The 25,907-nt window shown below is 46.6% G+C and carries 25 protein-coding genes; 21 read left to right on the top strand and 4 right to left on the bottom strand.

Annotated features, from left to right (window positions below):
* The first annotated feature begins 27 nt into the window (after nt 1–27).
* From hisI to ACFQS8_RS08410, 5 genes are all read left to right on the top strand, one after another.
* Entirely contained in the window at nt 28–450 is a 423-nt protein-coding gene (gene hisI, locus ACFQS8_RS08390; protein ID WP_382166868.1) for a phosphoribosyl-AMP cyclohydrolase, read from the top strand.
* 169 nt (nt 451–619) lie between these two features.
* Nucleotides 620–1,795: a glycoside hydrolase family 108 protein gene (locus ACFQS8_RS08395; RefSeq protein WP_382166869.1), complete on the top strand. Its 1,176-nt coding sequence runs from the start codon at nt 620–622 to the stop codon at nt 1,793–1,795.
* A gap of 94 nt (nt 1,796–1,889) precedes the next feature.
* On the top strand, nt 1,890–3,014 hold the full coding sequence (locus ACFQS8_RS08400; protein ID WP_382166870.1) for an RluA family pseudouridine synthase: 1,125 nt from the start codon (nt 1,890–1,892) through the stop codon (nt 3,012–3,014).
* 463 nt (nt 3,015–3,477) lie between these two features.
* On the top strand, nt 3,478–4,365 hold the full coding sequence (rpoH, locus tag ACFQS8_RS08405) for an RNA polymerase sigma factor RpoH (protein ID WP_382166871.1): 888 nt from the start codon (nt 3,478–3,480) through the stop codon (nt 4,363–4,365).
* A gap of 167 nt (nt 4,366–4,532) precedes the next feature.
* Nucleotides 4,533–5,567, top strand: coding sequence for an NAD-dependent epimerase/dehydratase family protein (locus ACFQS8_RS08410; RefSeq protein WP_382166872.1), 1,035 nt, complete (start codon nt 4,533–4,535; stop codon nt 5,565–5,567).
* A 28-nt stretch (nt 5,568–5,595) separates the two neighbouring features.
* Here ACFQS8_RS08410 and ACFQS8_RS08415 read toward each other — a convergent pair whose 3' ends face one another.
* Entirely contained in the window at nt 5,596–6,888 is a 1,293-nt protein-coding gene (locus ACFQS8_RS08415) for an adenylosuccinate synthase (RefSeq protein ID WP_382166873.1), read from the bottom strand.
* Between the two features lie 159 nt (nt 6,889–7,047).
* The gene (locus ACFQS8_RS08420) at nt 7,048–7,623 is read right to left on the bottom strand and encodes a hypothetical protein (protein WP_382166874.1); all 576 of its coding nucleotides are present in this window, start codon (nt 7,621–7,623) and stop codon (nt 7,048–7,050) included.
* A gap of 222 nt (nt 7,624–7,845) precedes the next feature.
* Here ACFQS8_RS08420 and ruvB point away from each other — a divergent pair, with 222 nt between their 5' ends.
* The 15 genes from ruvB to thiD all read left to right on the top strand — a co-directional run bounded on the left by ruvB (nt 7,846) and on the right by thiD (nt 22,557).
* Nucleotides 7,846–8,877, top strand: coding sequence for a Holliday junction branch migration DNA helicase RuvB (gene ruvB / locus ACFQS8_RS08425; protein WP_382166931.1), 1,032 nt, complete (start codon nt 7,846–7,848; stop codon nt 8,875–8,877).
* 147 nt (nt 8,878–9,024) lie between these two features.
* Nucleotides 9,025–9,471 (top strand): tol-pal system-associated acyl-CoA thioesterase, encoded by a 447-nt coding sequence (gene ybgC / locus ACFQS8_RS08430; protein ID WP_382166875.1) that lies wholly within the window; start codon nt 9,025–9,027, stop codon nt 9,469–9,471.
* 282 nt (nt 9,472–9,753) lie between these two features.
* Nucleotides 9,754–10,563: a protein TolQ gene (gene tolQ / locus ACFQS8_RS08435; protein WP_382166876.1), complete on the top strand. Its 810-nt coding sequence runs from the start codon at nt 9,754–9,756 to the stop codon at nt 10,561–10,563.
* Nucleotides 10,564–10,566: 3 nt separating this feature from the next.
* Nucleotides 10,567–11,025 (top strand): ExbD/TolR family protein, encoded by a 459-nt coding sequence (locus ACFQS8_RS08440; protein WP_382166877.1) that lies wholly within the window; start codon nt 10,567–10,569, stop codon nt 11,023–11,025.
* 90 nt (nt 11,026–11,115) lie between these two features.
* Nucleotides 11,116–11,916, top strand: coding sequence for a cell envelope integrity TolA family protein (locus tag ACFQS8_RS08445; RefSeq protein WP_382166878.1), 801 nt, complete (start codon nt 11,116–11,118; stop codon nt 11,914–11,916).
* A 101-nt stretch (nt 11,917–12,017) separates the two neighbouring features.
* Nucleotides 12,018–13,382, top strand: coding sequence for a Tol-Pal system beta propeller repeat protein TolB (gene tolB / locus ACFQS8_RS08450; RefSeq protein ID WP_382166879.1), 1,365 nt, complete (start codon nt 12,018–12,020; stop codon nt 13,380–13,382).
* Nucleotides 13,383–13,714: 332 nt separating this feature from the next.
* Nucleotides 13,715–14,257: a peptidoglycan-associated lipoprotein Pal gene (gene pal, locus ACFQS8_RS08455; protein WP_382166880.1), complete on the top strand. Its 543-nt coding sequence runs from the start codon at nt 13,715–13,717 to the stop codon at nt 14,255–14,257.
* Nucleotides 14,258–14,330: 73 nt separating this feature from the next.
* Nucleotides 14,331–15,191, top strand: a complete 861-nt coding sequence (gene ybgF, locus ACFQS8_RS08460; protein WP_382166881.1) for a tol-pal system protein YbgF — start codon at nt 14,331–14,333, stop codon at nt 15,189–15,191.
* 28 nt (nt 15,192–15,219) lie between these two features.
* Nucleotides 15,220–15,762, top strand: coding sequence for a type III secretion system chaperone family protein (locus ACFQS8_RS08465; RefSeq protein ID WP_382166882.1), 543 nt, complete (start codon nt 15,220–15,222; stop codon nt 15,760–15,762).
* A complete protein-coding gene (gene tilS, locus ACFQS8_RS08470) occupies nt 15,716–17,182 on the top strand; it encodes a tRNA lysidine(34) synthetase TilS (RefSeq protein WP_382166883.1) in 1,467 nt (488 codons plus the stop codon). Before ACFQS8_RS08465 ends, tilS begins: the two co-directional genes overlap by 47 nt.
* A gap of 241 nt (nt 17,183–17,423) precedes the next feature.
* Nucleotides 17,424–19,340 carry an ATP-dependent zinc metalloprotease FtsH gene (ftsH, locus tag ACFQS8_RS08475; RefSeq protein WP_382166884.1) on the top strand — a complete coding sequence of 639 codons (1,917 nt, stop codon included), beginning with the start codon at nt 17,424–17,426 and terminating at the stop codon, nt 19,338–19,340.
* A 73-nt stretch (nt 19,341–19,413) separates the two neighbouring features.
* Nucleotides 19,414–19,731, top strand: coding sequence for a cupin domain-containing protein (locus tag ACFQS8_RS08480; protein WP_382166885.1), 318 nt, complete (start codon nt 19,414–19,416; stop codon nt 19,729–19,731).
* A 26-nt stretch (nt 19,732–19,757) separates the two neighbouring features.
* A complete protein-coding gene (folP, locus tag ACFQS8_RS08485) occupies nt 19,758–20,564 on the top strand; it encodes a dihydropteroate synthase (RefSeq protein WP_382166932.1) in 807 nt (268 codons plus the stop codon).
* 83 nt (nt 20,565–20,647) lie between these two features.
* The gene (locus ACFQS8_RS08490) at nt 20,648–21,703 is read left to right on the top strand and encodes a toll/interleukin-1 receptor domain-containing protein (RefSeq protein WP_382166886.1); all 1,056 of its coding nucleotides are present in this window, start codon (nt 20,648–20,650) and stop codon (nt 21,701–21,703) included.
* Nucleotides 21,700–22,557, top strand: coding sequence for a bifunctional hydroxymethylpyrimidine kinase/phosphomethylpyrimidine kinase (gene thiD / locus ACFQS8_RS08495; RefSeq protein WP_382166887.1), 858 nt, complete (start codon nt 21,700–21,702; stop codon nt 22,555–22,557). The genes ACFQS8_RS08490 and thiD overlap by 4 nt, the downstream gene beginning before the upstream one ends.
* Here the strand turns inward: thiD and ACFQS8_RS08500 are convergent.
* Together ACFQS8_RS08500 and ACFQS8_RS08505 are read right to left on the bottom strand one after the other, a co-directional pair.
* Nucleotides 22,541–23,002: a DMT family transporter gene (locus tag ACFQS8_RS08500; RefSeq protein ID WP_382166888.1), complete on the bottom strand. Its 462-nt coding sequence runs from the start codon at nt 23,000–23,002 to the stop codon at nt 22,541–22,543. The two genes, thiD and ACFQS8_RS08500, sit on opposite strands and share 17 nt — an antisense overlap.
* Nucleotides 23,003–23,099: 97 nt before the next feature.
* A complete protein-coding gene (locus ACFQS8_RS08505) occupies nt 23,100–24,443 on the bottom strand; it encodes a methyl-accepting chemotaxis protein (protein WP_382166889.1) in 1,344 nt (447 codons plus the stop codon).
* Nucleotides 24,444–24,673: 230 nt separating this feature from the next.
* Here ACFQS8_RS08505 and ACFQS8_RS08510 point away from each other — a divergent pair, with 230 nt between their 5' ends.
* Nucleotides 24,674–25,834 carry a phosphoserine transaminase gene (locus tag ACFQS8_RS08510; RefSeq protein WP_382166890.1) on the top strand — a complete coding sequence of 387 codons (1,161 nt, stop codon included), beginning with the start codon at nt 24,674–24,676 and terminating at the stop codon, nt 25,832–25,834.
* Nucleotides 25,835–25,907: the final 73 nt, after the last annotated feature.

Raw genomic sequence — 25,907 nt, forward strand, 5'->3', positions numbered from 1 at the left:
AGGCGACTATTCCCTTTAAAAGGCAGTATGACCGATACACAAAACACAGATATTTTCGCTTCCCCGCTTTCTGGTAAAGCGCAAGATGAAACGACCACACTTCGCCCCCGCTTTAACGAGGACGGATTGGTCGCGGCAATCGCACAAGATGCCAAATCTGGTGAAATTTTGATGTTAGCATGGATGAATGCTGAAGCGCTAAAACTCACCATCGAGGGTGGACGCGCAGTATATTGGTCGCGCTCACGTCAAGAATTATGGCGCAAAGGCGATACATCTGGTGCATATCAGCATGTTGAAGCGATTTTTACGGACTGTGACCAAGATGCCATCTTGCTCAAAGTACGCCAAACTGATGGCGCATGCCACACTGGCCGTGTGTCCTGTTTTTATCGTCAAATAACCGATACTTCGACACTCAATCTGACATCCAAACGCCCTAAAGCATGATTTCCTTTTAAGGCAAGGCGACCAGCAATACGTGACCTAGGGTCGTTTTCCTTCTTGTCGCAGTTTCACAAGCATGTAAAATGGCCCGAACACATTATGGTTAAGCCATAAAACACCTTATATGATGCAGGAAAGCTCATATTTGCGTCGAACTCAGGGGATGGTTTTGATGTCGGGTCCAAGCGTTTACGAAAGAACAATGAACCACATCTTCACATGGGAAGGTGGTTATGTAGATCACCCAAACGACCCGGGCGGTGCAACTAATTTTGGTATCACACGCAAAGTCTTGGCAGAATGGCGCGGCCAACCCTCACTCTCCAAGCAGGCGGTTAAAGAGCTGACGATCCAAGAAGCCGCCGAAATTTATCGTGCAAACTATTGGAATAAAATTATGGGGGATGAACTTCCTCCCTCTATCGCTCTTCTAATGATGGACGCTGCGGTTAACTCTGGTCCGGGTACTGCCGTTAAAACACTGCAACGCGCTGTGGGCGCATTAGGTAAACGGATCAGCGTTGATGGTGCAATTGGTCCAAATACGCTACGCGCAGCACGCAGCGTAGATGAAGAAAAACTGCTTAATGAATTTGTGGTCCGTCGCGGTGTTTTTTACGGAAGCCTCAAAACATTCACAACATTCGGATTAGGTTGGGCAAGACGCCTCGTCTCAGGCGCACGTGCAGCCAATACAATCCTCTCAGAGACACGAAACGCGATAGCGACGCCGCCTACACCTACCCCTGAAACACCATCCGAAGACACCTCCACAGAACTACAACTAGCACCAGAGTCTCAATTGCCAGCAAACATATCTTTAAAGCGGCACTTCTTTGATGAGCGCGGTGTGCAAGTTTATGGTAGCTTTTTTCAATGCTGGGGCGGCTGGATTACGGCCGGTCACGTCATACAACAAATGCTGCGCACATCACCGCCTTTCACAAGTGGGCAGCAGATTTTATATCCCGGACAATTAGATGCCTCTTTGATCGGATGCCAACTTCCCGATCAACAACCCGCGCCTCCAACTGTTGGACAGAAAATAATCGTCGCGGGCTACCCCGCCGGTTCAAACACGCCCTCTTTGCGAGAGGGTGAGGTATACATGCAGCGTCCCCAAACAACCGACTGGATTGCGACAATCTCCAATCCATCAGAGCCTGTTGTGGTGGGGATGTCCGGCGGTGTTGTGTATGATGCGAATAGCAATGTGATTTTGGGTATTTTAATCACGCGCAATTCACCCGCTGACCTTGATGCAGATGGTATTGCCGACCAAAATTTTGATTTCGTCGCCCTCTATGATGTGTGGAACCAGCTACGCACCTTCCCGCCAATTGGTTAAACTTCGCACTTTCGAGAATAGAAACGCATAAACTATCTAATTTATTTGCTACTGAGGTTTGACAAGATCGCACTTGCGCTGCACTCGTCATTTCATGACATATTCAAACGACACAAACTCATCTTCACAAAACTCTACAAATGCCGCCCAAGATGCGCGTGCTGATTCATTGGTCATTATTGCGCCAAGTGAATTTGCTGGCGAACGATTAGATAAATGGCTGCCAATTGCTCAGCCTGAATTATCTCGTTCACGGGCAAAAGCTGTAATTGAAGCTGGAGATGTGTTCTTAAATGATGTCGCCATAACCAGCGCAAAGCATAAAGTTGTTGCTGAAGGCCGTTATGTCATTCGCATGCCGCCGCCTTTAGATGCAGAACCGTTACCCGAAGATATTCCGCTGGATGTTTTGTTTGAAGATGAGCATCTCATCATCATCAACAAACCTGTTGGCATGGTCGTCCACCCCGCCCCGGGTGCGAGTTCGGGCACTTTGGTCAATGCTTTGCTACATCATTGCGCAGGACAATTATCTGGAATTGGCGGCGTTGCTCGCCCAGGAATTGTACATAGATTAGATAAAGACACATCCGGTGTTATGGTCGCCGCTAAAACCGAATTTGCGCACACAGGATTGTCATCCCTCTTTCAAGCTCACTTTATGGAGCGTGCTTATCTTGCCGTCACGCGCGGCGCACCGCGCCCGCTTGTTGGCCGCATCGAAAACCGAATTGCGAGATCAACAACCGATCGCAAAAAAATGTCTGTCGTCAGAGAAGCTCATTTTGCAGCTTCTGCAGAATGGCATGGCGAATCCGAAGATGATTACGAACAAAAAGGCAAGCACGCGATCACAAACTATAAAGTGCTTGAGCAATTTGGCCGCGTCGATGCTACATCTGGCCTACCAGCCGCAACTCTGACCGAATGCAGACTTGAAACAGGACGCACCCATCAGATCCGCGTGCACATGGCACATATTGGTGCTCCCCTTATTGGGGATCAAACATATGGGCGTTATCGCGGTTTGAAAGCTTTTGGCTCAGGCCCCACCTTTGAAGCCACGACGGAAGTCTGCAAAAACTTCAAACGCCAAGCATTGCATGCAGCTATTTTGGGATTTGAACATCCCGTCACTGGTGAAAATATGCGTTTTGAAACACCACCACCTCAAGACATGCTAGATTTGCTTGAGGCATTGCGCCAATTACCGAGTTAAATTCAGTCAAAACCTGCGATAATGCGGCTTGTGTCCGCCTCAAAAAGCATTTTTTGAGGCGATCAACATTATGTGATCTCTTTAAAAATAAAAAATTACACGCAAAGCTGCATGTGCTTTTTTAGAATAATCATTCTAAATTCAAAACGCTAACTTATCCGGCATTCCGCATCTAAATTTTGCCGCAAATAGAGTATAAAAATATATGAAATCAGCCTCTTATAAGTCGCTGAACAATTCCTACGTTAAACTTATACGCAACTAAATCAGGCGTTATACGTCTTTTTATAAGTTAAGCATGATGGGTGTTTTATATAAGCATACCGCCCATTATTCACGAAACTTATGGAACATATAGACAATATCGGGGCAGACGAGTTTTAAAAACTTCTGCATGTTGACCCCACACAAGGTTCACAGATGAGCATTGCTCTCATCAGATGGTAAAACACGGAGGCCGACCATGGCGCAGTTATCAACTTCTATCGCGCTCTCACCCGAACAAGGGCTATCGCGCTATCTGACAGAAATTCGCAAATACCCTCTTCTTGAAAAAGAACAGGAATTTATGCTCGCCAACCGCTGGCGCGACCATGAAGACACTGAAGCTGCTGAGAAGATGGTGACATCCCACCTTCGTCTCGTCGCAAAAATCGCGATGGGGTATCGAGGTTATGGCCTTCCAATCGGTGAAGTTATCTCCGAGGGAAATGTCGGCCTAATGCAAGCGGTCAAAAAGTTTGATCCAGATAAAGGCTTCCGCCTTGCTACATATGCAATGTGGTGGATACGCGCCTCTATCCAAGAATACATCCTGCGCTCTTGGAGCCTCGTCAAACTCGGTACGACCGCCGCACAGAAGAAACTCTTCTTTAATTTGCGTCGTATCAAAGGTGAAATTCAAGCGCTTGAAGAAGGTGATCTACGTCCTGAAAACGTTGCAGAAATTGCGACACGCCTAAACGTTACAGAAGACGAAGTTATCTCTATGAACCGCCGCATGACGGGTGGTGATGCATCTTTGAATGCCCCTATCGGCGGCACCGAAGGTGATGGCGAATGGATGGACTGGTTGGCAGATGACGACCAACAAAACCAAGCTGAAGAGTATGAACAAAATGACGAATACTCCTCACGTATGGAATTGCTAGAAATGGCAATGACAAACTTAAACGAGCGAGAAAGACACATTATTTCAGAACGCCGTTTGAAAGATGAGCCTTCAACACTCGAAGAACTTTCAGTTGTGTACAACGTTTCCAGAGAACGTATTCGTCAAATCGAAGTACGTGCTTTTGAGAAACTCCAAAACGCAATGAAAGATGCCGCAGAAGAAAAAGGCATTCTCTAAACTTAAAACACCCCCGCATGCAGCCAAGCCCCCTGATTTCTACGTAAATCGGGGGGCTTTATGTTATCTAGAGAAATTTTACTGACAAAACTCCCAAGTGTTAACCAATCTTTACCAAGATAGTGTATTGTTTACGCAAAGATTCTATATTTTGTTAGTTTGATAATATGCGGTTATTTGTTTCTGGTGGATGCGGGTTTGTTGGCTCATCTCTTGTGCGCCAAGCTGTTTCCTTAGGCATAAACATATTCAACGTAGACACACGCAACACCCCTCAAGGTGCCCCTCAATTGGAGGGGTCAAATAATGCCAAATGCTATTCTCAACTCATTGGCGATGTAACAGACAGCATTATGTTAAGTGCGCTGCTTCGTGAATTTAAACCCCACGCACTTATCCATTGTGCTGGCGGAATCCAACAAAAAAAAGGGACCACCACTACCCAAGGTGCAACCGCAACTATTGGCGTGCTTGATGCCGTCCAAAGTTATTTCGCCAACCTAACTGATGAGGCAAAAAAGGAATTTCGGTTCATCATTCCTTTTGATACCAGCGTGTTTGGTTCTCTGGATATTCACAAAGCTGAATTTTCTGGCATGCACCCCATTAACCCTCAAACTATTTTAGGCGGACGGGCCGCACTCGACATCGCTTTGATACAAGGATGGGCTAATGAAACGCACATTCCCATCATATACGCAGGAGCCTCTGCCCTCTATGGCAGCTGGCAACAAGCAGAAGCCTACATCCCCTCCACCATACGCCAAGCACTCAATCACCAGAGCATCAGCATCCCACGTGCACAAGACACGCTGGATTGGCTTCATATAGATGATTTCGCCAATGGATTACTCCAAACTGCAATCAAGGGCGAACAAAACAAAACTTATTTATTTTCAGCACGTTCTGAACGAAGAAATATCGATATTGCCAACAATGTTGCGACAATTCTTGATGGATTACTCCCTACATCTCAAGGCGAGAGCTATCGCACCCGTTTGCAGGAAGAAAATTCGCTCCCACCTTTAAGGTGCGCATTAGACTCTACTCCCGCAGAAACTAAATTAGGCTGGCACGCAAAACAGAATTTGTTGATGGGATTACGTGAAAATGTAGCGTGGCATTTAAACCAAATGCCTGCCGCACATAAAGAAAAGGCCGCAAATGGGGGCTCCCCCACTTCCGGCCTTGCCGCAGAGTAAGTTACTCTACTACATCACTTTTTTGGACTTAAGCGACGAATGGGTCGCGTACCAAAATAACATCTTCACGCTCAGGCGATGTAGAAAGTAGAGCGACCGGTTTACCCACTAACTCTTCTAAACGACGAACATATTTCACTGCCTCACCAGGAAGCTGTGTCCAGGAACGCGCGCCTTTTGTTGAACCTTTCCAACCCTTTAGCGTCTCATAAATCGGCTCAACTGCTGCTTGGTCAGTCATGCCCGCTGGGAAATAATCAATCACTTCACCATTCAATTTATAACCAACACAAACTTTAATTTCATCAAGTCCATCAAGCACATCCAGCTTCGTAACAGCCAGCCCAGTCACGCCCGATGTGGCACATGCTTGACGCACCATAACACTATCAAACCAACCACACCGACGCGCACGACCTGTCACCGTACCAAATTCATGTCCCACAGTTCCAAGACGCTTACCGACTTCATTATCTTGCTCAGTTGGGAAAGGCCCAGAGCCGACGCGCGTTGTATACGCCTTGGCTAGTCCAAGCACATAATTCACTGCATTTGGACCAATTCCAGATCCTGCAGATGCCTGCCCAGCAACCACATTCGAAGAAGTTACAAACGGATAAGTACCGTGATCAACATCAAGCATTACACCTTGCGCACCTTCAAAAAGAATACGGCGACCCAGCTTAACACTTTCGTCCAAACGCTTCCACACGGGTTGTGCGTAGGCTAAGATTTTATCTGCGATTTCAAGAAGATCCGCCTTCAACTGCGCTGCATCTGGCTCACCCAATCCCAGTCCCACACGGAGTGGACGGTGGTGTGCAAGCAAACGCTCAAGCTTCAAATCCAATGCTGCAGGGTCTTTAAGGTCTGCGACACGAATAGCGCGACGGCCTACTTTATCTTCATATGCCGGACCAATTCCACGCTTTGTTGTACCAATTTTAGCATCGCCAAGCGCACCTTCACGAGCAGCATCAATATCTTTGTGCCAAGGAAGGATCAAACAGGCATTATCAGCAAGCACGAGATCATCTGGCCCAAGCTCTACGCCTTGTTGCCCCATCGCTTCTACTTCAGACAACAACTGCCACGGGTCCACAACTACGCCATTGCCAATAACTGACAGCTTACCACCACGCACAACACCAGACGGAAGGAGGTTGAGTTTGAAGACCTTACCATCAATAACAAGTGTATGGCCCGCATTATGACCACCTTGGAAACGCACAATCACATCTGCGCGGCTGGATAGCCAATCAACAATCTTACCTTTACCTTCGTCACCCCACTGGGCTCCGACAACCACCACACCGGACATGTGCTTCTCCATTTTAAGTGAAAGCCGCGCGCAAAGGACATTAAACTGTCACTTATGGCAAGGGGGAATCTCCTTAGGATAGCTATTTGGACACATAAGTCGCAGAAAAAGGCGTGCTCGGCTTAAAGCATCGGCCTCTAAATCGGCAATTTAGAGATTTTAAAACGAATAAGCTACCCTCACCCCAACATCGTCCAAACCTTGATTGCGTCCGTTTCCTAATATCTGACCATGCGATAAATGATCATAAATAAGCTGCAGCGCCCATGTCTCATTGATATCCTTGGTTATTGCAAAACTTGTTCGAAACAAATCACGCGAGCCCAACAATAAGTGCTTTGAATCAAAAACTGCACGCTCCTGCGCGGTGGCTCCCTGACTTTCTAGTTTTCCGCTATGCAGCGCATATCCAAAACTTGGTTGAAAATGCCACCCCTCTAGAAACTCAAAGTCCCATTCCAATCCCACTGCAATATAAGATGTTCTATCTTCGGAATTCACAGATGCCATTAAATAAGGGTGTGGTGACCATGTTTCACTCGACAAATTCCATTTGGAAAACCGAACATCCGCGGATAAATTGAAACCATCTTCTTTATTCGCGTTTTTAGGCGTTAGCACTTTTACATTGTGGTCCATTACTCCCAGCCGCACACTATCGACGATATCGGCCTGAGCAGTCATATTAAATGTTCCAGCGCCAATCGTAGCAAAAGCTATCAAAGCCTTATTCATCGAGGTCACTTTCTGACAATTATATTATGCCTTTGATTCTCCAACCACACTTAAATTTACCCCAATTAGCTACTTTTAAAAGTGGAACAATCATCGCACCTATGATTAATGAAATTAATCACGTTCACATTTTGTTTTGCTTTTTCATGTGTTTTCACTTTAAAAATGCCAACAAACAGAAGTCGGATTGCCTGACTTCTCTAAAAAGAAATGACTGTACTTATGGGTAGAGAAGGCGACATTACAGATCCCACACAGCAAGCTGGTGAATCTCAAGACCGTGCGCTGCGGCCCCTCTCATTTGACGACTTTACGGGACAAGAAACCGCTAAGGCCAATTTAAAAGTGTTTGTGCAAGCAGCCCGTAATCGGGGTGATGCTCTGGATCACGTCCTCCTGTTTGGCCCCCCCGGATTAGGAAAAACGACGCTCGCTCAAATCATGTCGAAAGAGATGGGGGTTGGCTTTAGGTCAACATCTGGGCCTGTTATCGGCAAGGCAGGAGATCTAGCTGCACTTTTAACGAATTTAGAAGAGAATGACGTTCTTTTTATTGATGAAATTCACCGCTTATCTCCAATCGTTGAAGAGATACTTTATCCAGCAATGGAAGATCACACACTCGACATTATGATTGGTGATGGTCCATCCGCGCGTTCAGTAAAAATTGACCTCCCTCCATTCACATTGGTTGGTGCCACAACTCGCGCTGGCCTTTTGTCTACGCCTCTGCGCGACCGTTTTGGCATTCCAGTGCGTTTAGAGTTTTACACACCAGAAGAACTGGGCGGTATTGTTTACCGAGCTGGCATCAAAATGGGTGCGGCATTGACCCAAGACGGCGCAATCGAAATTGCCCGACGCGCACGCGGCACTCCCCGTATTGCTATCCGCCTGTTGCGCCGCGTTCGTGATTTCGCTGAGGCTGAAGGCGTACAAATCAACAAAAATTCAGCAGCAAAAGGACTTGCAAGACTGGAAGTTGATGCTGACGGTTTAGACGCACTAGATAGACGTTATTTAAACGCACTTGTAAAAACGTATTCAGGTGGACCTGTAGGCGCTGATACCTTAGCAGCTGCATTGTCAGAAGCACGAGATGCAATAGAAGAAGTCATAGAACCCTATTTGATGCAGCAAGGCTTGATTATGCGCACCCCTCGCGGCCGTGTCGCTGCTCCCGGCGCATATAAACGCCTTGGAATGGTGCCACCCCAGAATACAACGCAACCAGATATGTTTAACGAAAAATAATCAACCCTAGCGTGCAAAATATTTTACTTTTAGAGATGGGTTCGATACAAACTTCCTTTTTATTGATTCTATTCTTCATGCTGTACATCTTGAACATGCGGACGAGCATCTACACATAGGCAGAGATTACTATTCAGGACTTGCACAATGACTGATCAACCTGAAACCGGACGCATCGAAGCGGATGAACATATACTACCAGTCCGCGTTTATTATGAAGACACCGATTTCACGGGTGTTGTATATCACGCCAATTATTTGAAGTTCTTCGAACGCGGACGCTCGGACTTCTTGCGGTTTGTTGGCATGAGCCACGAAAAGCTCTCACAAGAAGAAAATCCGCTGGCTTTTGCCGTTGCCCGCATGGAGATTGATTTCAAACGCCCGGCTAAAATTGATGATGCGCTAAAAGTGCACACCCGTTTTTTAGGCGCTAAAGGTGCACGCCTCATTTTTGATCAAAACATATTTAGGGATCAAACTCTCCTTTGCGCGGCTAAAGTTACCATAGTTCAAATTAACATGGATGGCGCTTTGATCCGCCCTACCGAATCTCTTTTAAAAGCTTGGGGGCAATTTCAATTTACAAAGTAAGACATTCTGCATTCGATCAAGGAAGGCAGACATCGTATTAGGATCGATACCCAAAACGCCCAAAATTCTTACGCGTCTTCTCGTATAAGTGCTTTTTCTTGCTGCATTTCAAAAATTTCATGCGTTGACTGACTGCACAAATGCATTTTGCGTGTGTAATTGACACTTGTCTCCTTCATCTCGCCCAATTTGCATTCCATGCAGGCTATGAATAAGGAAACAAACTACGGAGTCAGATTGTCTGACCTCCGGTTAGACTGATCAATAAGCACTGAGGTCCTGATGATGTCGCTAGAACTTTTGATTACGAGCGGAAGCGATACACTTGCTGCTCTCCCACTTATGCAGGTGGTCACAGATAGCGTGGCAAGTAACGGACCGGCCGAAATCGCAGAAATTGCATCACATGATGACTTCTCTTTTGTCTCTCTTATTTTACAAGCTGGACCAGTTGTAAAAATAGTTATGCTTGTGCTTGTCATTATGTCCGTGTGGTCCTGGATGGTGACATTCAACAAATGGACCGGCATGGCTGCAACTCGATCAAAAGGTAAGAAGTTTGAGGAAGCTTTTTGGTCAGGCCAACCTCTCGATGAAATGGATGATCGTGTTGGAGACAAACCATCGGACGCGTTAGCCCGAGTGTATTCAGCCGGCTCACGTGAATGGCGCGAAGCCCGTCGCCTCCGCTCCCTAAATGACAGCGTTGCAACATCGCTTCTTCAACGCGCACGTTCTCAAATGGGGGTCGCTGTAAACCGCGAAGCGAGCAAAATGGAAGCAGGTTTATCAACACTAGCAATCATTGCCTCTTCGGCACCCTTTATCGGACTATTTGGAACTGTTTGGGGAATTATGACCGCCTTCCGTGATATCGGCATGGCTGGTGAAACAAATCTTGCAGTTGTTGCGCCGGGTATGGCTGAAGCACTTTTCGCAACAGCACTAGGTCTGCTTGCAGCTATTCCAGCCATGATTTTTTACAACAAGTTTTCCGGCGATGTGAATAAATTCGTTGAGCACATGGATACCTTTGCAGAAGAATTTACAGTTCGCATTTCTCGCCGTCTCGCTGAAAGATTGGATGAATAGACCATGGCTATGATGTCCCCCTCTTCAGGTGGTGGCCGAGGTCGCCGTCGTTCGCAAAATGCTGATATCAACGTGACTCCAATGGTGGATGTGATGCTGGTGTTACTCGTTATTTTTATGGTAACAGCTCCTATGGTTGTGACTGGCGAGCCAGTGAATTTAGCAAAGACAAATTCCAAACCTCTCCCCCCAAGTGAACAGCAATCCCTCGCGCTAACGGTGAATGCAGCAGGACAAATGTTCATAGGCAGCAACACGGAACCAGTGGCAGCAGGACAATTGGGCGCGCAACTTATCGCCATCGCCAAGAATGGATACGAAGATCGTGTTCTCGTGCGCGGTGACAAAGCAGCAGATTACGGCCAAGTGTTGTCTGCTCTGTCACTGGTTCGAGATGCCGGCTTCACGAATGTGGGCCTCGTAACCGATTCAACTGGAACCCGTAAGGCCAAAGGAAACTAAGGCGTGCGCCCAGGTTTTGCCCTCTCTGCTCTCTTACACATACTGATTTTTGGATCAGCCTATGTCGTCTTTCCGATGGCTAGTACAACTATGTCTGAGGAGCTCGTTATTGTGCCGATCGAACTGGTGACAGTCTCGGACACGACCAATCTAGCTGTATCGAAACCCAAAGAACCTGAAAAAGTTCTTGAGCCCGAACCTGAACCTGAGCCCGAACCAACTCCGGAGCCAGATGAGCCCATTCCTGAAGATGAAGCTGAAATTTCCGACGAGCCAGATCCATTTGCCGAAGAAGAAGGCAATACGGAAGCTACGCCCGAAGAAGCCGAACCTATTCCTGAAGAAATAGAGCCAGAAGAAGCCGAACCTGAAGAGAAGCCTGAGCCCAAACCAACACCTACTCCAAAGGTAATTCCACCTCAGGAAGAAAAGAAAGAAACGACCAACTCTTTCTTGAATAGCGTGCTTAAGACAACAGAAGACAAAAAGAAAACACGCGAACGCGAATTCAAATCGGCACCTGACTTAAAACAGGTAGAGAATGCGAACGAAAACAAACGTTCTGCAGGTGATCGCTCTCGCGATACTGCAACATGGTCTACTTTGTTACGGTCAAAAATAGAGACAAAGTGTTTCCGCGATCCATCTGATATGGCCAATGCCAAACGCCTGAAAGTAACTTACAAAATCACCTTCAATAGAGATGGTAATTTAATGCGTGCGCCTCGGCGTGTTCAGCCCACAATTATTCCTGCTGGCGATCAACAATTGCGAGTATTTGACATCAACGCATCTAGAGCAATTGAAAAGTGTGCCCCCTACAGTGACATTTTTCCACCTGAACTCTATGACGAATGGAAGGACTTTACGTTAAATTTTGGATCAGAATGATTCCGAATCTACGTATGAGAGTAGAAGACATAATTCCGCCGAGACTCTATGTTTTAGATATTTGGCTAAACCGAGACTTTGAAGGATAGGAGATCCTCGCCATGAAAACAGCTGTCAGCTTTCTTGCTGCGCTTCTGTGTAGTTTGCTTTGCCTGCCCGCTTTTGCGCAGGACGGGAATGTCGTTAATATCACCAAGGGCACATTCGAGCCTATGCCAATGGCGGTTCCTGATTTTTCTGGAGACACACCAGAAGCAGCCACTGTTGGTACGGATATAGCTGAGGTTATCCGGAATGACCTCGCCGGATCCGGACTATTTCGTATGATTAGCCCAGATGCTTTTGTTGAAAAAAATCTTGATATCGCAGTCCTTCCAACATTTGCAGACTGGAAAGTAATTAGCGCGGATGCCCTCCTTGTGGGAAAAACCATCATTGACCCTTCCGGCACAATGGCAACGCAGTTCCGCTTATTTGACGTGTTTACAGGGAAACAACTTTACTCCCAGGAATATACTGTCTCTTCTCCTGACAGCTGGCGTCGCATGGCTCACATCATTGCCGATGACGTATATGAACAACTGACACCAGATGGCGGATATTTCGACAGCCGGATTGTGTATATCGCCGAAAGCGGACCGAAAACAAAACGTATCCGCAGGCTTGCGATCATGGATCAAGATGGCGCAAACCCACAATATCTTACTGACGGTCGCATCGAAGTGCAGACTCCGCGCTTTGATCCTTCATCCCAGACAATCATTTACACAGCCTTGGTGCCAGATGCTCGCAACCCAATTCTAGAGCGTCGTCGCGTCTACTTGTTCGACATCGAGACAGGCCGCCAAGAAGTTATCGGTGACTATGGTGTCACTTCTTTTGCTGCTCGTTTCTCACCTGATGGCAGCCATATCGCAATGAGCCTGTCGGAAGACGGAAACTCTGACGTATATGTTTTGGACCTAGCTCGCCGTCAGCGCACCCGTCTTACAAATAATCTCGCAATTGACACATCTCCCTCTTACTCCCCTGATGGAAAAGAAATCGTATTCACATCTGACCGCGGTGGTTCACCTCAGCTTTATATAATGAATGCTGACGGGTCTGACAGAAACTGTGAGAACGGGCCTCGTAACAAAGTGTGTCGAATCACTTTTGGAAAAGGCATCTATTCCACCCCCGTCTGGTCCCCACGTGGTGATCTAATTGCCTTCACAAAACAAACTCAAGGACGTTTTGAAATTGGTGTCATCAAAACAGATGGCAGTGATGAACGCACTTTAACGTCTGATTTCTTGGCAGAAGGTCCCACTTGGTCCCCAAATGGGCGAATCATAATTTTCTTTAAGGAAGCACGTGGTGGTCGTCCAAGCCTATGGAGTATCGATTTAAGTGGTCGTAATCTAAAACGCGTACCTACTCCGGGAGACGCTTCGGACCCAGCTTGGTCACCAATTTTAAGATAAAAAACAAAGGCCACTCAACTATGAGTGGCCTTAATTGTTTGATTTTCATAATGCTTTGTATGAGTTAACTCTAAAACACCTTATATTTTCGTCGACTGAAGGTTGAGCAACCCGCTTAGCATTTTGACCATCTATTGGACGTGAGAATAAAAATCACGTTAGAGTAGGATTGAATGTATTGCCGTTTACAGAGTAGACGCATTATGTTGAACATACGTTCATCGATCGTGCGTAAGTTTCGTATTTTGGTCATAATCTGACGATATGAAGCAAGCGCAATCCGTTCACGTCCAAGCTGGACGTGCGCGTCCTAAGGGGAGTCTTAAAGACCAATGAGTTACAAAGTAAGCTTCGCTGCTCTGACCTTCACAGTAGCGGCTCTCGCATCCGGTTGTGCTTCTACTGTAGAAGAGCCGACTCCGGTTCCAACACCTACTCCTGTAGCAGCACCTGCTCCAGCACCAACACCTACTCCGGTGCCTGTAGCTCCAAAAGGACCGCTTGCTGGTTCTTTGGAAGATTTCAATGTTAACGTTGGATCCAAAGTGTACTTTGATGTAGACCAATACAACCTTGATGATGCTGACCGCCAAATTTTGGCGCGCCAAGCTGCATGGTTGAGCCAATACCCAGCCGTGACTATTCTTATCGCAGGTAACTGTGATGAGCGTGGAACACGTGAATACAACATCGCTCTTGGTGAGCGCCGTGCTGCAGCAGCAAAAGACTATCTAGTTGGTCTTGGAATTTCTGCGTCACGTATTGAAACAGTTTCTTACGGTAAAGAGCGTCCAACAGACCCTCGTTCTACGACTGATGCTTGGTCAGTTAACCGTAATGCCTTCACGCAACTTATTAGCGGCGTAAACGGCTAACATTACTGCTGCAGTTTGCCTCCGCACCGCCTTATTTTCGGCGCGGAGGCCTGCTAGCCTCCAAAATATGAGCATGATGCGTACTCTTCGATATTCAACTGCCGCAGTGCTTTCGCCTGTGGTTGTTTTGTTAACCGCCTTTACTTTGCCTGCACAGGCTCAGGTAAGTGCTGATCCTATGGCCGCTAGGTTGCAAAGCCGAATGGACACTATTGAAGAGAATATTCAACGTGCAACAGGTCGTGTTGAAGAATCTGGATTTCAGGTCAATCAACTACGTCGGCGCATTGAGGTGCAAGCCAGCGAAATTGCCGACTTGAAACAAGAATTATCAGCCCAAAACGACAGACTGAAAAAACTGGAAAGCATAATAAATGCCCCCGTTAATGCAGCTGCGAACGCTGCAAATGGTCCAGCAGAAACAACAATCCCTTTGGTTGGCGCAACAGACCCGTCTACTAAAGCTGCTTTGGCTGCCGCACGGACTATAGACGATGAAGCAATTGCCTCCAAATCAACTGAAACCCTCTCAGCTGAGCTACCTTCAGACCCTAGCAAGCTTTTCCGTCAGGCAAAAAACCTCCTCTTAAAAGGTGATTACCCTGCCGCAGAAACTGCATTTTCTCACTTAGTGGAAACACACCCAGAAGCACCTGAAGCAGCAGAAGCTCAATATTGGTTAGGGGAATCTCTTCTTATTCAGGAAGCCTTTCCTGAAGCAGCGGAAGCTTATGTTTCACTGATACGCACCTATCCGGACTCTACAAAAGCACCAGATGGCCTCGTAAAACTTGCGCGCTCATTGCGCATGATGGGCGATACGACGCAAGCTTGTGGTGCACTTTCAGAGTTAGCTAATTTATATCCGCAAACAAACCCAATGACTCGCAGTTTAGCGAAAACAGAACGCGATCGTGCGGGCTGTGCTGAATAATTCTATTATTAATAGAGGATAGATTCAGATGGCCTCCAAACAACCGGGCTTTAAGCTAAATATACTCGGAATGATTGTAGGAAGTGCACTCGTATCTATTTGTTCACAAAGTGCTTTTTCACAAACCACCCCCTCATCGGCCGAGAGTGTGAGAGGCGGAATTTTAGATGCATCCGATGCAAGTCGGCTATCAAGGTTTATGACAACATTGGGTTATCAAGCAGACATGGCGCACGGCCCTGCTGGGGACCCTACGATAAATGGGCGCATCTCAGCCACTGATTATTCAATTCAATTTTACGAATGCGAGAATGGGGAGTTTTGTAACTCTATCCAGTTTCTAGCCGATACGCCTATCCCTCCAGATATGACGATGGAAAAAGTGAATGCTTTTAACATGCGTTGGAGATATGTTCGCGCATCTGTGACTTCAAATGTTGTGCGTTTACAAATGGATGTAAACTTGGATGGCGGCGTAACTGCTGGTAATATCGAAGACACACTAGATATATGGCGGCGTCTCCTTGAAACTTTCGAAACTGAATTCGCAGCAAAAGCACCCGCTAGATAATAGCAAATTTGACTATAATTCTCTTAGCAGATTAAGCACCAAAGCCGCTAATTCTCGACGAATTTTACACACACATTTAGACCACCTCACTTCTCAGTTTGCAAAGAACAAACATATCGGAGTGGCCGTATCTGGCGGATCAGACTCACTATGCTTGCTTATATTGGCTGCTGACTGGGCTCTGCTACATGGGTGGAAGGTCTCTGCTTGTACGGTGGACCATGGGTTGCGCGCTGCTGCTACCCTGGAAGCTAACTATGTGCACCAGCTCTGCAATAGCGCCGGTATTGATCACGATATTTTGGCTGTCAAATGGCCCACCAACCTCCAATCCAAACCAACTCAAACAACAGCAAGAACTGCTCGCCATCAACTTTTGGCAAACTGGACCCGCGACAAAGACATTTCAGCTCTTCTTGTTGGCCACACGCTGGATGACAGAATTGAAACCATGTTGATGCGAGAAAGGTCTGGCTCAACAGATTACGGACTTGCTGCAATGCCAAGCAAATCTGCCAGTCCGGTCTGGCCTGATGGTCGCCACTTATCCATTTTGCGTCCTGCAAACACCCTATCTCGTAAAGATCTTTGCTATGTGCTCGAAGATATTGGCATCCAATGGGTATGCGACCCTTCCAATGAGAACACAAAATATGAACGCGTTCGCGCGCGCCTAGAAATAAGATCAATGTCAGAAACAAATCGAACATTGATAAAAAAGCGATTGGATGAGCTTACTCAGAAACGGATAGACACAAATGCTGTCGTTTCTGACTTTCTTGAAAGGCAAACAATCTGGCATAAAGATGGTCGGGCAAGTTTCAACACATCGCATTTCTTGAAACTTGCTGATGCAATCAAATACCGAATTTTGGAGCGCATTTTGCTTTGTGTGTCGGGCACCCCGAAACCCGTAAATATATCGCGTGTCAAAAAACTATTAGAGACGATTGACGGTTCTGAACTCAACACGAAATCAAAGGTTAATTGTCTTGGAAATTGTTGGATTCATACCAATATCGAAGAGATGCAAATTAGCTTGATGCCTCCCAAGAACAAAACCGTACCTAAGGACCAGACAGGGACGGACACCCCTATTTTGATTGCGCCCGGTCAATCTGCCATTTTTATGGGACGTTTCCTTGTAAGTCTGAGCCATGAAGCACGACCCGCTCTAGTATCCACATGGGAAAACACCTTCAAACACCAGATAAAACACGGAAAACATCCAGATCGAATTTGCTCGAATGCACACGCCAACCGCGCATATCCCGTGTTGATCGACGCCGATATCGAACAGTGTAAAAAGCGATCGGATGAATATACACCACAGCAACTTCTTCCTCATGAATACACCATAAAGTGCTTACATGAAGCGCGGAAAAACCACCTCTGCGACGAAGAATTTATCTTGATCTAAGCCTAATCGCGCCGATTCAACACATCTGCTGGCTCTATAAAACGTGATTGGCACATGCTAACTGAGAAAAATGCACGTTATTCAGCTTAACTATATTGAGCAAACAGCTGTTTTTATTCGTAAAACTGTACAAAACAACAGAAGTTTAATACAGGTTTGAATATTGCATCTCGTTTTTTATCAAAAGCTTCCCTATGTTGGGTAGTGATATTGTTTTTTCGACCGTTGAAAGGTTTGCTGCATGAACATGCGCAATCTGGCGCTTCTAGGCGTCGTTCTGCTTTTACTCTTCGCTTTCGTTACCTTGATGCAAGGTAATCAGTCACATGCAAATGCTGGCAACATCTCCTATTCCGCTTTCTTGGAGAAAGCTCAAAATGGGCAAATTAAAACAGCCCAATTCAAAGGCGATCAGATTTCCGGAAAAGATAGTGCAGATGCACCATATGTGACCACTATGCCAGGGATTGAATTCAATCTTGGTGAGAAGCTTGCTCAAGAATATGGCGTCGATGTATCTGCTGAATCTGTCAGCCGTGGCGGTGGTGTCCTAGGTTATATCGGAAACTTCCTACCGATTATTATCATTCTTGGAATTTGGTTCTTCCTATGGCGTCAAATGCAAGGTGGTGGCGGTGGTCGCGGTGCGATGTCCTTTGGGAAATCTAAAGCACGCCTCCTTACAGAACGCCAAGGGCGTGTCACTTTCGACGATGTTGCAGGTGTTGATGAAGCTAAAGAAGAGCTTCAAGAAATTGTGGAGTTCCTTCAAGAGCCTGGCAAATTCCAGCGTCTTGGTGGTAAAATTCCAAAAGGTGCTTTGCTCGTTGGTCCTCCGGGAACTGGTAAAACATTGATTGCCCGAGCCGTTGCTGGTGAAGCGAATGTACCTTTCTTCACCATTTCAGGTTCTGACTTTGTTGAAATGTTTGTCGGTGTGGGTGCATCCCGCGTACGGGACATGTTTGAGCAAGCCAAAAAGAATGCACCATGTATCATCTTTATTGATGAGATTGATGCTGTAGGTCGCTCGCGTGGAGCTGGCCTTGGTGGTGGGAATGATGAACGCGAACAAACACTCAACCAACTTCTTGTGGAAATGGATGGGTTTGAGGCCAATGAAGGTATTATTCTGATAGCCGCAACAAACCGCCCTGATGTGTTGGACCCTGCTCTATTGCGTCCAGGCCGTTTTGACCGTCAGGTTATGGTTGGAAACCCAGATATTATTGGTCGCGAAAAAATCCTAAAAGTTCACATGCGCAATGTGCCTGTTGGTAAGGATGTTGAAGCGAAAGTTATCGCACGCGGAACCCCTGGGTTCTCAGGTGCAGATCTCGCAAACCTTGTGAACGAAGCTGCCCTACTTGCAGCTCGCCGTGGGAAACGCGTTGTTGCTATGCGCGAATTTGAAGACGCTAAAGACAAAGTGATGATGGGTCCTGAGCGCAAATCCATGGTCATGTCTGACAAGGAAAAAGAACTAACTGCATACCATGAATCTGGTCACGCAATTGTAGGCCTGAATGTGCCTGCAACGGACCCTATCCACAAAGCAACGATTATCCCTCGTGGACGCGCTTTGGGAATGGTGATGCAATTGCCAACTGACGATAAGCTTTCAATGTCTAAGATCGAAATGATCTCACGCCTAGCTGTCCTTATGGGTGGACGTGTTGCTGAAGAGCTTAAATTTGGTGAGGACTATGTCACAGCAGGTGCGTCATCGGATATTCAGCAAGCCACACGCTTAGCACGCGCTATGGTGACCAGCTGGGGTCTTTCAGAAACGATCGGTCCGGTGGACTATTCTGAAAATCAGGGTGAAGTTTTCCTTGGCCAACAAATTATGAAATCTTCTAGCGTTTCTGAAGAAACATCTCAGAAAATCGAAGAAGAAGTGCGCAAGCTCGTGCAAGCGGGTATGGATACAGCACGTCGTATTTTGACAGAAAAACGAGACGACTGGATCGCCCTGTCTGAAGGCCTACTCGAATATGAGACACTTTCAGGTAAAGAAATCGACGAGCTTTTAAAAGGCAAACCGCCAGAGCGCCCTGATGACTTTGATGCTGGCCCGACATCGGCTGTGCCTGTCGTAAAACCAAAGAAAAAGCCCGATAATGGCATTGGTGATTCAGAGCCAGAAGGCGTTTAAACTAAGTTGTTTAGATAAAATTATAAGGTCCGCTTTTCCAAAGCGGACCTTTTTTATAAGATCGAGGAAACACATGCCTACCCTCTTCAACAACCTCACCAAATTTACAGCAGATAGAGCTTGGGGAGCCAAAGACATAGCGCTTATAGAGGGTGCCAGCGTGCGCCTTCATTGGACTGATAAACCCTATAAATGGCACATCAATGATGGCAATGAAGTCTTCATGGTTATCGATGGCATGGTTGAAATGGACTATAAACTCAACGGAAAAATTCACACCGCAAGCCTTGGCCCAAATGATATTTTCATGGCAGAGCTAGGAGATGAACATATTGCACGCCCCATTGGTGAGGCGCGCATTCTAGTCATTGAGAAACAAGGTAGTGTTTAAACGTGCAGTCCAACTCCCCTTCAATCATGGGCATTATCAATGTCACACCTGATTCATTTTCAGACGGTGGGCAATTCACAGCTATGGATATTGCCATAGAGCACGGGTTGAACTTAATTGCACAAGGTGCTGATTGGCTAGATATAGGCGGAGAAAGCACACGCCCCGGCGCTATGCCGGTTGACGTTAAAGATGAGATATCTCGGGTTATTCCGGTTGTCACTGGGATACGTGCGCATACAGACGCGCTTATCTCCATCGACACAATGAAGCCTTCTGTTGCAATCGCAGCGGTTCAGGCGGGTGCTGATATGTGGAATGATGTCAGCGCTGGACGCTTTGCTGATGATAGTCTTGAAATCGCCGCTCAACTCAACTGTAAACTCTGCCTGATGCACATGCTTGGCGAACCACGCTCTATGCAAGTGGCACCGCGCTATAAAGATGTGGTAAGCGAAGTTGCTGCTTTTTTGATTGAACGTGCGAACCTTGCTGTGAAAGCTGGTGTTAAAGAGAGCAATATATGGATTGATCCTGGTATTGGCTTTGGCAAAACACTCGCGCACAATCTGGAGCTAATGCGCAATTTGGACAATTTGATTGAAGCAACGGGTCTACCTCTCTTATTTGGTGCTTCTCGAAAACGGTTTATAGCCGAGATAGATACCAATGCCCAAAATGCCCAACAACGATTAGGAGGCTCCATAGCCGCCGCCGTAAACGCTGCTGAACTTGGTGCGGATATCATTCGCGTTCACGATGTGCAGGCAACTCAACAAGCTTTAAAAGTCTATAGCCTACTGTCGATACCGTCTGAATTAGATGATTTTTGAAGATTAAAGCTTAGATGGCTTTATTATAACGCATCTTCTTGGCATGCTCACCACGTGAACTTAGTGAGCATATGGGGTGGGTTATGGCTGATATTTTTATCTCCTACAAAAAAGAAGACGCAGGACGCGTCGTGCGTATCGTTGAAGGACTACGTGCGGAGGGCTTCAGCGTTTGGTGGGACCACGGCATAGCCCCCGGCTCACAATGGGACCAGACCATCCAAAAAGAGTTGAATGAGGCTAAGATGGTCGTGGCTGTGTGGTCTGACCTGTCAGTCACAGCACCATGGGTCAAGGAAGAAGCAGGCGTAGGTAAGACACGCGGGAATTTGCTGCCGGTGCGCATAGATGATGTTGCCCCTCCTCTTGGGTTTGGACTTATCCAGATGGCAAACCTCATTGACTGGGACGGAGATAAGGACGATCAACACTGGGTGCATTTCCTAGCCGCTGCGAAAGCTACTTTGTCGGGGAATCCAGTTATCGGGTTGGAACGCCCTGTAAAACACACATCCAAATTTGTGAAAATGCTGCCCATCCTAGCACTTTTAGCCCTAGTCGTAGGTGCTGGAGGATATGCGCTCTTCAAGTTAGACGGAAAGTCGGGAACTGGTTCTAGCTCAAATACAATCATTACCAATACTAAAAATCAAGACAACTCCACGCCAAGCGAATCTGAAACAGCTCTCTTTGAAAAAGCGCAAGACAGTACGCTAAAAGCTGACTATTTGGATTATTTGAAGATTTATTCCCAAGGTGCTTTTGCAACAAAAATTCGAGAAGATATTCTTCCTTTTTGCTCCTTTGAACAACGCGATAAGTGGATGCCAGTGCCACAACCAGCAGGACAAATGATCCGCGCGACATCCGATACGTCTGTTTATGATTTAGAAAAGCAAGTTTTCACTAGCCGTGAGGATGCTTGTTTCATGGCGCAATCTAACTTTGAGCGACAGGTGGACAAACTCTGCCAGAATTTTGCTTCCAACCCAAATTCCCGAAACCCTCAACTTACAATCAATCATGCTGATAAATGTGATTGTCAGGAATTTAATGGGGAATGGATGTGCTTTACAGATTCCACTTATGCCTGCACATGGGAAATGAAGTCTTTTGAAAACATCGAGGTCTGTAAGTGAACGACGAAAAACAACCCACCATTGGCCGTGTATTAGTTATAGCTGGATCCGATTCTGGTGGTGGTGCAGGTATACAAGCCGACATCAAAACGATCACTATGCTGGGGGGATACGCAGCCACTGCTATCACCGCTTTGACCATTCAAAATACGCAAGGTGTTAGCGGAATTGTGCCTGCACCAATCCCATCAGTAACAGCACAAATGACGGCGATACTTTCTGATATCGGCGCAGATGTTATCAAAACCGGTATGTTAGGCGATAAAAAGCTCATCGAAGCTATTGCTCAAACATTAGCTGACCACGCAATGGGATTACCCCGCGTGATAGACCCTGTGATGGTGTCTACAGCGGGAGACCGACTGCTTCCACCCGCAGCAATTGACACGCTAAGAGCTGTCTTAATTCCCAAAGCCATCATCACACCCAACGCACCAGAAGCAGGCTTGCTAACCAAACGCGACGTTTTTAATTTGGACGGACAACGCCGCGCCGCAGAACGATTGCTTGAGGATGGTGCACACGCTGCAATCGTCAAAGGTGGGCACATTGAAGGTGACACGATCATTGATCTAATTGCGACGCCGGAAGGTGAGATTTTTTGCGAACATGAACGCGTTGACGGCACGTCCACACATGGTACAGGGTGTACACTTGCGTCGGCAACAGCTACTGGGATTGCACAAAGTTTAAAGTTGGAGGATGCATTCAAGCGTGCGCAAACTTATGTTGCACACGCGATAAAATATGCGCCCATGCTCGGCAAGGGACATGGCCCCTTGGGACATGAATGGCCTATAAAACACCCCGAACTTGCAGATAATCTTCTTAATAAATTCAAGGCTTTAAAATAAGCCAAGCGCCCCCGAACAAAGCAATAACGCCAATAACTTTTTCCGCAGTGATATGCCGAACTTCTTGGTCAAATGCGCCAATGTGATCAAAAATAAGCGCGGCAATTAATTGCCCGGCGAGAAGCACAGCAAACCAGACTGTTACTCCCACACGAGGGACACCAAATGCAGTTGAGGCCACGATAAATGAACCGGCAACGCCGCCTAACATTGCCCACCACGGGGCTGTCGAAAGCTTTGAAAAGGTTGGCAATCCCTGTCCTGTCACGACCAATAGAGTGGTGAGGATTAGCCACCCCCCTGTGAATGAGATAAACGCGGCTTGGATGGGGCTGCCAAGCACTTGATTTAGCTTGCCATTTACCATGCCTTGCGCAGACACAACCACGCCGCCAAGAAATGCAGCGCATAAAAGCAGTAAACTGGTGAGACCGAGTGAAGGCATAGGGCAACTCTCTTATGGTTGAAAAGTCAGCTCTATCCCTTCCACATATTTCCAATGCAATCCACGCCTTATTGCAAATTGGACATCCTGATTGTGTTTAAGCTGCGCGAAAGCGGCTCAAAAAGATGCTAACTTCTTCGCGTAACTTATTGGCCTGCTCCCCGAGTTTAGCTGAGGAGGCCACGACGCGTGATGCCTCTTCTTCTGTTCTGGATGCCCCCTGCTGTACGCTTATTATGTGTGAGCTGACCTCTTGGGTGCCTTGAGCCGCCTCTTGTGTATTGCGTGCTATTTCTTGCGTTGATGAAGACTGCTCTTCAACTGCAGCATTAATGGCAAGGCTCGTTGAGCTGATATCGTCAATTGTTGTTTGAATGAGATCTATGGCTGATACAGCCTCTTGAGTGATCCGCAACATTTCATTGATTTGCAAACTAATCTCATCCGTTGCTTTGGATGTTTCACTCGCTAATTGTTTTACCTCTGACGCCACGACCGCAAAACCTTTACCCGCTTCACCTGCACGCGCACTTTCAATTGTCGCATTCAATGCAAGCAAATTTGTTTGTGAGGCGATATCTGAAATAAGAGAGATGACGCTTCCCACTTTTTCAGCCGCTGACGAGAGAGAATGTATCGTTTCACCTGTTGTTTTAGCCGTGGTTACAGCATTGGATGCTATTGATGAGGCATATCCAACTTGCTTGGCTATCTCTTGAACCGACATTCCCATTTCTTTTGCTGAGTTTGCAACAACGGAAACATTTGCCGTAGCTTCTTCAGCGGCCGCAGACACTGTCACGGATTGAGAAGACGTGGCATCTGCAATTTGTCCCATAGATTGTGCAACGGCTTGGAGGCCCTCAGCTGATTGGGCTACATTTTCCACAAACTCGAAGATGGATGCTTCAAAATCTTCAGCCAATTTTGCACGCTGCTCATCAAACTGTTCTTGTCTTTTCTGTTCAATAATGGACACAGTTATATCCATATCCAATAGCGCTGCACGTGTAACGGCAGCCGATTGGATGGAGAATGTTTTATATCCCCCGCCTTTGCGACCAAAACACACTTCAGCGAGTTTACTGTTCATCCTTTCAAGAATGAATGCGTAGCTGCCCATATAAAGATCTGTTGGCAATTGCAGACGGCTGTGGACGGCTCCAATTTTTTGCACAGACTGCTCATAATTGTTATCAAACTTGCCAGAAAGAATAAGCTTCCAGTGGTCAAGTTGCCTGTCTTTTGCATGATTCCTAATTGAATCATTTGGAAAAAAACTTGAAGCGGTCTCATCCGTTTTGAAGTGCAAATATAATTCGTCTAAAATTGATGGAAGCACTTTTTCAATTACACTAGATGCAGCTTTCAAAGCCTCACGCATATTGGTGTCAAATTTTAAATACTTCAGTCTCTTCTCAATATTTATCTGGGTATTCATGGTTAATATTCCAAATGGGAAAGCAATAACTACAGTATACCATTTAAATAAATCACTCGATTTAATGAACAAATTGCAAATTATCGACCCCGTATCGCTTAATATTTTAGGACAAACCAGCGCGGAAAAATATTCCTATTGACGAAAATGCAAGTTTAAGAGACAAGCACTGCGGGCCAAGCGTCCCCAACGGCGCTCAGCCTATCTGTAAGGATAGGAGTACAATTCAGATGACGACACTCACGAAACCAGACGTGCGCCCTGCGCGTGCCGAGTTTTCTTCAGGTCCATGTGCCAAACGTCCAGGTTGGACGCCGGCTGCTCTTGAAGATACACCTAATGGTCGGTCACACCGTGCCAAAATAGGCAAATCCAAACTTAAATTATTGATTGATAAGTCAGCAGAGCTTCTTGGCCTGCCAGCTGGTTACCGTATCGGTATTATGGCCGGTTCAGACACAGGTGCAATTGAAGCCGCAATGTGGTCTATGCTTGGCCCTCGCCCAGTTGATGTGTTCGCTTGGGAAAGCTTTGGGAATGACTGGGTCACCGATGTGACTAAGCAATTAAAAGTCGATGCAGAAGTACACACTGCCGATTATGGTCAATTACCTGATCTTAGTAAGGTTCGCAAAGAAGCTGACGTCATCTTCACATGGAATGGTACAACATCCGGCGTACGCGTTGCGAATGCTGACTGGATTCCAGCAGACCAAGAAGGCTTGGTTTTTTGTGACGCCACATCTGCTGTTTTCGCCCAAGACTTAGAATGGGAAAAACTCGACGTTGTAACTTATTCTTGGCAAAAAGTTCTTGGTGGTGAAGGTGCACACGGTATGTTGATACTGTCACCTAAAGCTGTTGAGCGTCTAGAGACATTTACACCAGATCGCCCGCTTCCAAAATTATTCCGCATGACCAAAAAAGGTAAGTTGAACGAAGGTATTTTTGAAGGCGCAACAATCAATACGCCTTCTATGCTTGCTGTGGAAGATTGTCTTGACGCCCTCAACTGGGTTGAAGGTATTGGCGGCGCAAAAGCAACAATGGCGCGCGCCGACGCAAACCTCGCTGCTATCGCGAAATTCGTAGAAACTTCTGATTGGGCTGCTTTCCTTTGTGAAGACGAAGCGACGCGTTCAAATACATCTGTGACGCTTAAAATCACAGATGCGCGTGTGGCTGGCCTCGACACAGATGGACAGCAAGCTTTCGTTAAAAAGATGACCGGCCTTCTCGATAAAGAGAATGTGGCTTACGACATTGCGGGATATCGCGATGCACCTCCAGGACTGCGTATCTGGTGTGGTGCAACAGTTGATACATCCGACCTTGAAAAGCTTGGACCTTGGCTTGATTGGGCATTCGCAGCGACAGTTGCAGAGCTTTAATCAGTTATAGACTGGCCGAAACCAAAGACGAGATTTCGGCCAGCCTTCTTCATCTATTCAGACATATTCGCGC

The organism is Hirschia litorea, assembly GCF_042665075.1.
In the GTDB taxonomy this organism is placed as follows: Bacteria; Pseudomonadota; Alphaproteobacteria; order Caulobacterales; family Hyphomonadaceae; genus Hirschia; species Hirschia litorea.

What these genes read in the sequence shown, in the direction of transcription:
- hisI (WP_382166868.1), top strand. Translation starts at nt 28, where the DNA reads ATGACCGATACACAAAACACAGATATTTTCGCTTCCCCGCTTTCTGGT.
- ACFQS8_RS08395 (WP_382166869.1), top strand. Translation starts at nt 620, where the DNA reads ATGTCGGGTCCAAGCGTTTACGAAAGAACAATGAACCACATCTTCACA.
- ACFQS8_RS08400 (WP_382166870.1), top strand. Translation starts at nt 1,890, where the DNA reads ATGACATATTCAAACGACACAAACTCATCTTCACAAAACTCTACAAAT.
- rpoH (WP_382166871.1), top strand. Translation starts at nt 3,478, where the DNA reads ATGGCGCAGTTATCAACTTCTATCGCGCTCTCACCCGAACAAGGGCTA.
- ACFQS8_RS08410 (WP_382166872.1), top strand. Translation starts at nt 4,533, where the DNA reads ATGCGGTTATTTGTTTCTGGTGGATGCGGGTTTGTTGGCTCATCTCTT.
- ACFQS8_RS08415 (WP_382166873.1), bottom strand. Translation starts at nt 6,888, where the DNA reads ATGTCCGGTGTGGTGGTTGTCGGAGCCCAGTGGGGTGACGAAGGTAAA.
- ACFQS8_RS08420 (WP_382166874.1), bottom strand. Translation starts at nt 7,623, where the DNA reads ATGAATAAGGCTTTGATAGCTTTTGCTACGATTGGCGCTGGAACATTT.
- ruvB (WP_382166931.1), top strand. Translation starts at nt 7,846, where the DNA reads ATGGGTAGAGAAGGCGACATTACAGATCCCACACAGCAAGCTGGTGAA.
- ybgC (WP_382166875.1), top strand. Translation starts at nt 9,025, where the DNA reads ATGACTGATCAACCTGAAACCGGACGCATCGAAGCGGATGAACATATA.
- tolQ (WP_382166876.1), top strand. Translation starts at nt 9,754, where the DNA reads ATGATGTCGCTAGAACTTTTGATTACGAGCGGAAGCGATACACTTGCT.
- ACFQS8_RS08440 (WP_382166877.1), top strand. Translation starts at nt 10,567, where the DNA reads ATGGCTATGATGTCCCCCTCTTCAGGTGGTGGCCGAGGTCGCCGTCGT.
- ACFQS8_RS08445 (WP_382166878.1), top strand. Translation starts at nt 11,116, where the DNA reads ATGTCTGAGGAGCTCGTTATTGTGCCGATCGAACTGGTGACAGTCTCG.
- tolB (WP_382166879.1), top strand. Translation starts at nt 12,018, where the DNA reads ATGAAAACAGCTGTCAGCTTTCTTGCTGCGCTTCTGTGTAGTTTGCTT.
- pal (WP_382166880.1), top strand. Translation starts at nt 13,715, where the DNA reads ATGAGTTACAAAGTAAGCTTCGCTGCTCTGACCTTCACAGTAGCGGCT.
- ybgF (WP_382166881.1), top strand. Translation starts at nt 14,331, where the DNA reads ATGATGCGTACTCTTCGATATTCAACTGCCGCAGTGCTTTCGCCTGTG.
- ACFQS8_RS08465 (WP_382166882.1), top strand. Translation starts at nt 15,220, where the DNA reads ATGGCCTCCAAACAACCGGGCTTTAAGCTAAATATACTCGGAATGATT.
- ftsH (WP_382166884.1), top strand. Translation starts at nt 17,424, where the DNA reads ATGAACATGCGCAATCTGGCGCTTCTAGGCGTCGTTCTGCTTTTACTC.
- ACFQS8_RS08480 (WP_382166885.1), top strand. Translation starts at nt 19,414, where the DNA reads ATGCCTACCCTCTTCAACAACCTCACCAAATTTACAGCAGATAGAGCT.
- folP (WP_382166932.1), top strand. Translation starts at nt 19,758, where the DNA reads ATGGGCATTATCAATGTCACACCTGATTCATTTTCAGACGGTGGGCAA.
- ACFQS8_RS08490 (WP_382166886.1), top strand. Translation starts at nt 20,648, where the DNA reads ATGGCTGATATTTTTATCTCCTACAAAAAAGAAGACGCAGGACGCGTC.
- ACFQS8_RS08500 (WP_382166888.1), bottom strand. Translation starts at nt 23,002, where the DNA reads ATGCCTTCACTCGGTCTCACCAGTTTACTGCTTTTATGCGCTGCATTT.
- ACFQS8_RS08505 (WP_382166889.1), bottom strand. Translation starts at nt 24,443, where the DNA reads ATGAATACCCAGATAAATATTGAGAAGAGACTGAAGTATTTAAAATTT.
- ACFQS8_RS08510 (WP_382166890.1), top strand. Translation starts at nt 24,674, where the DNA reads ATGACGACACTCACGAAACCAGACGTGCGCCCTGCGCGTGCCGAGTTT.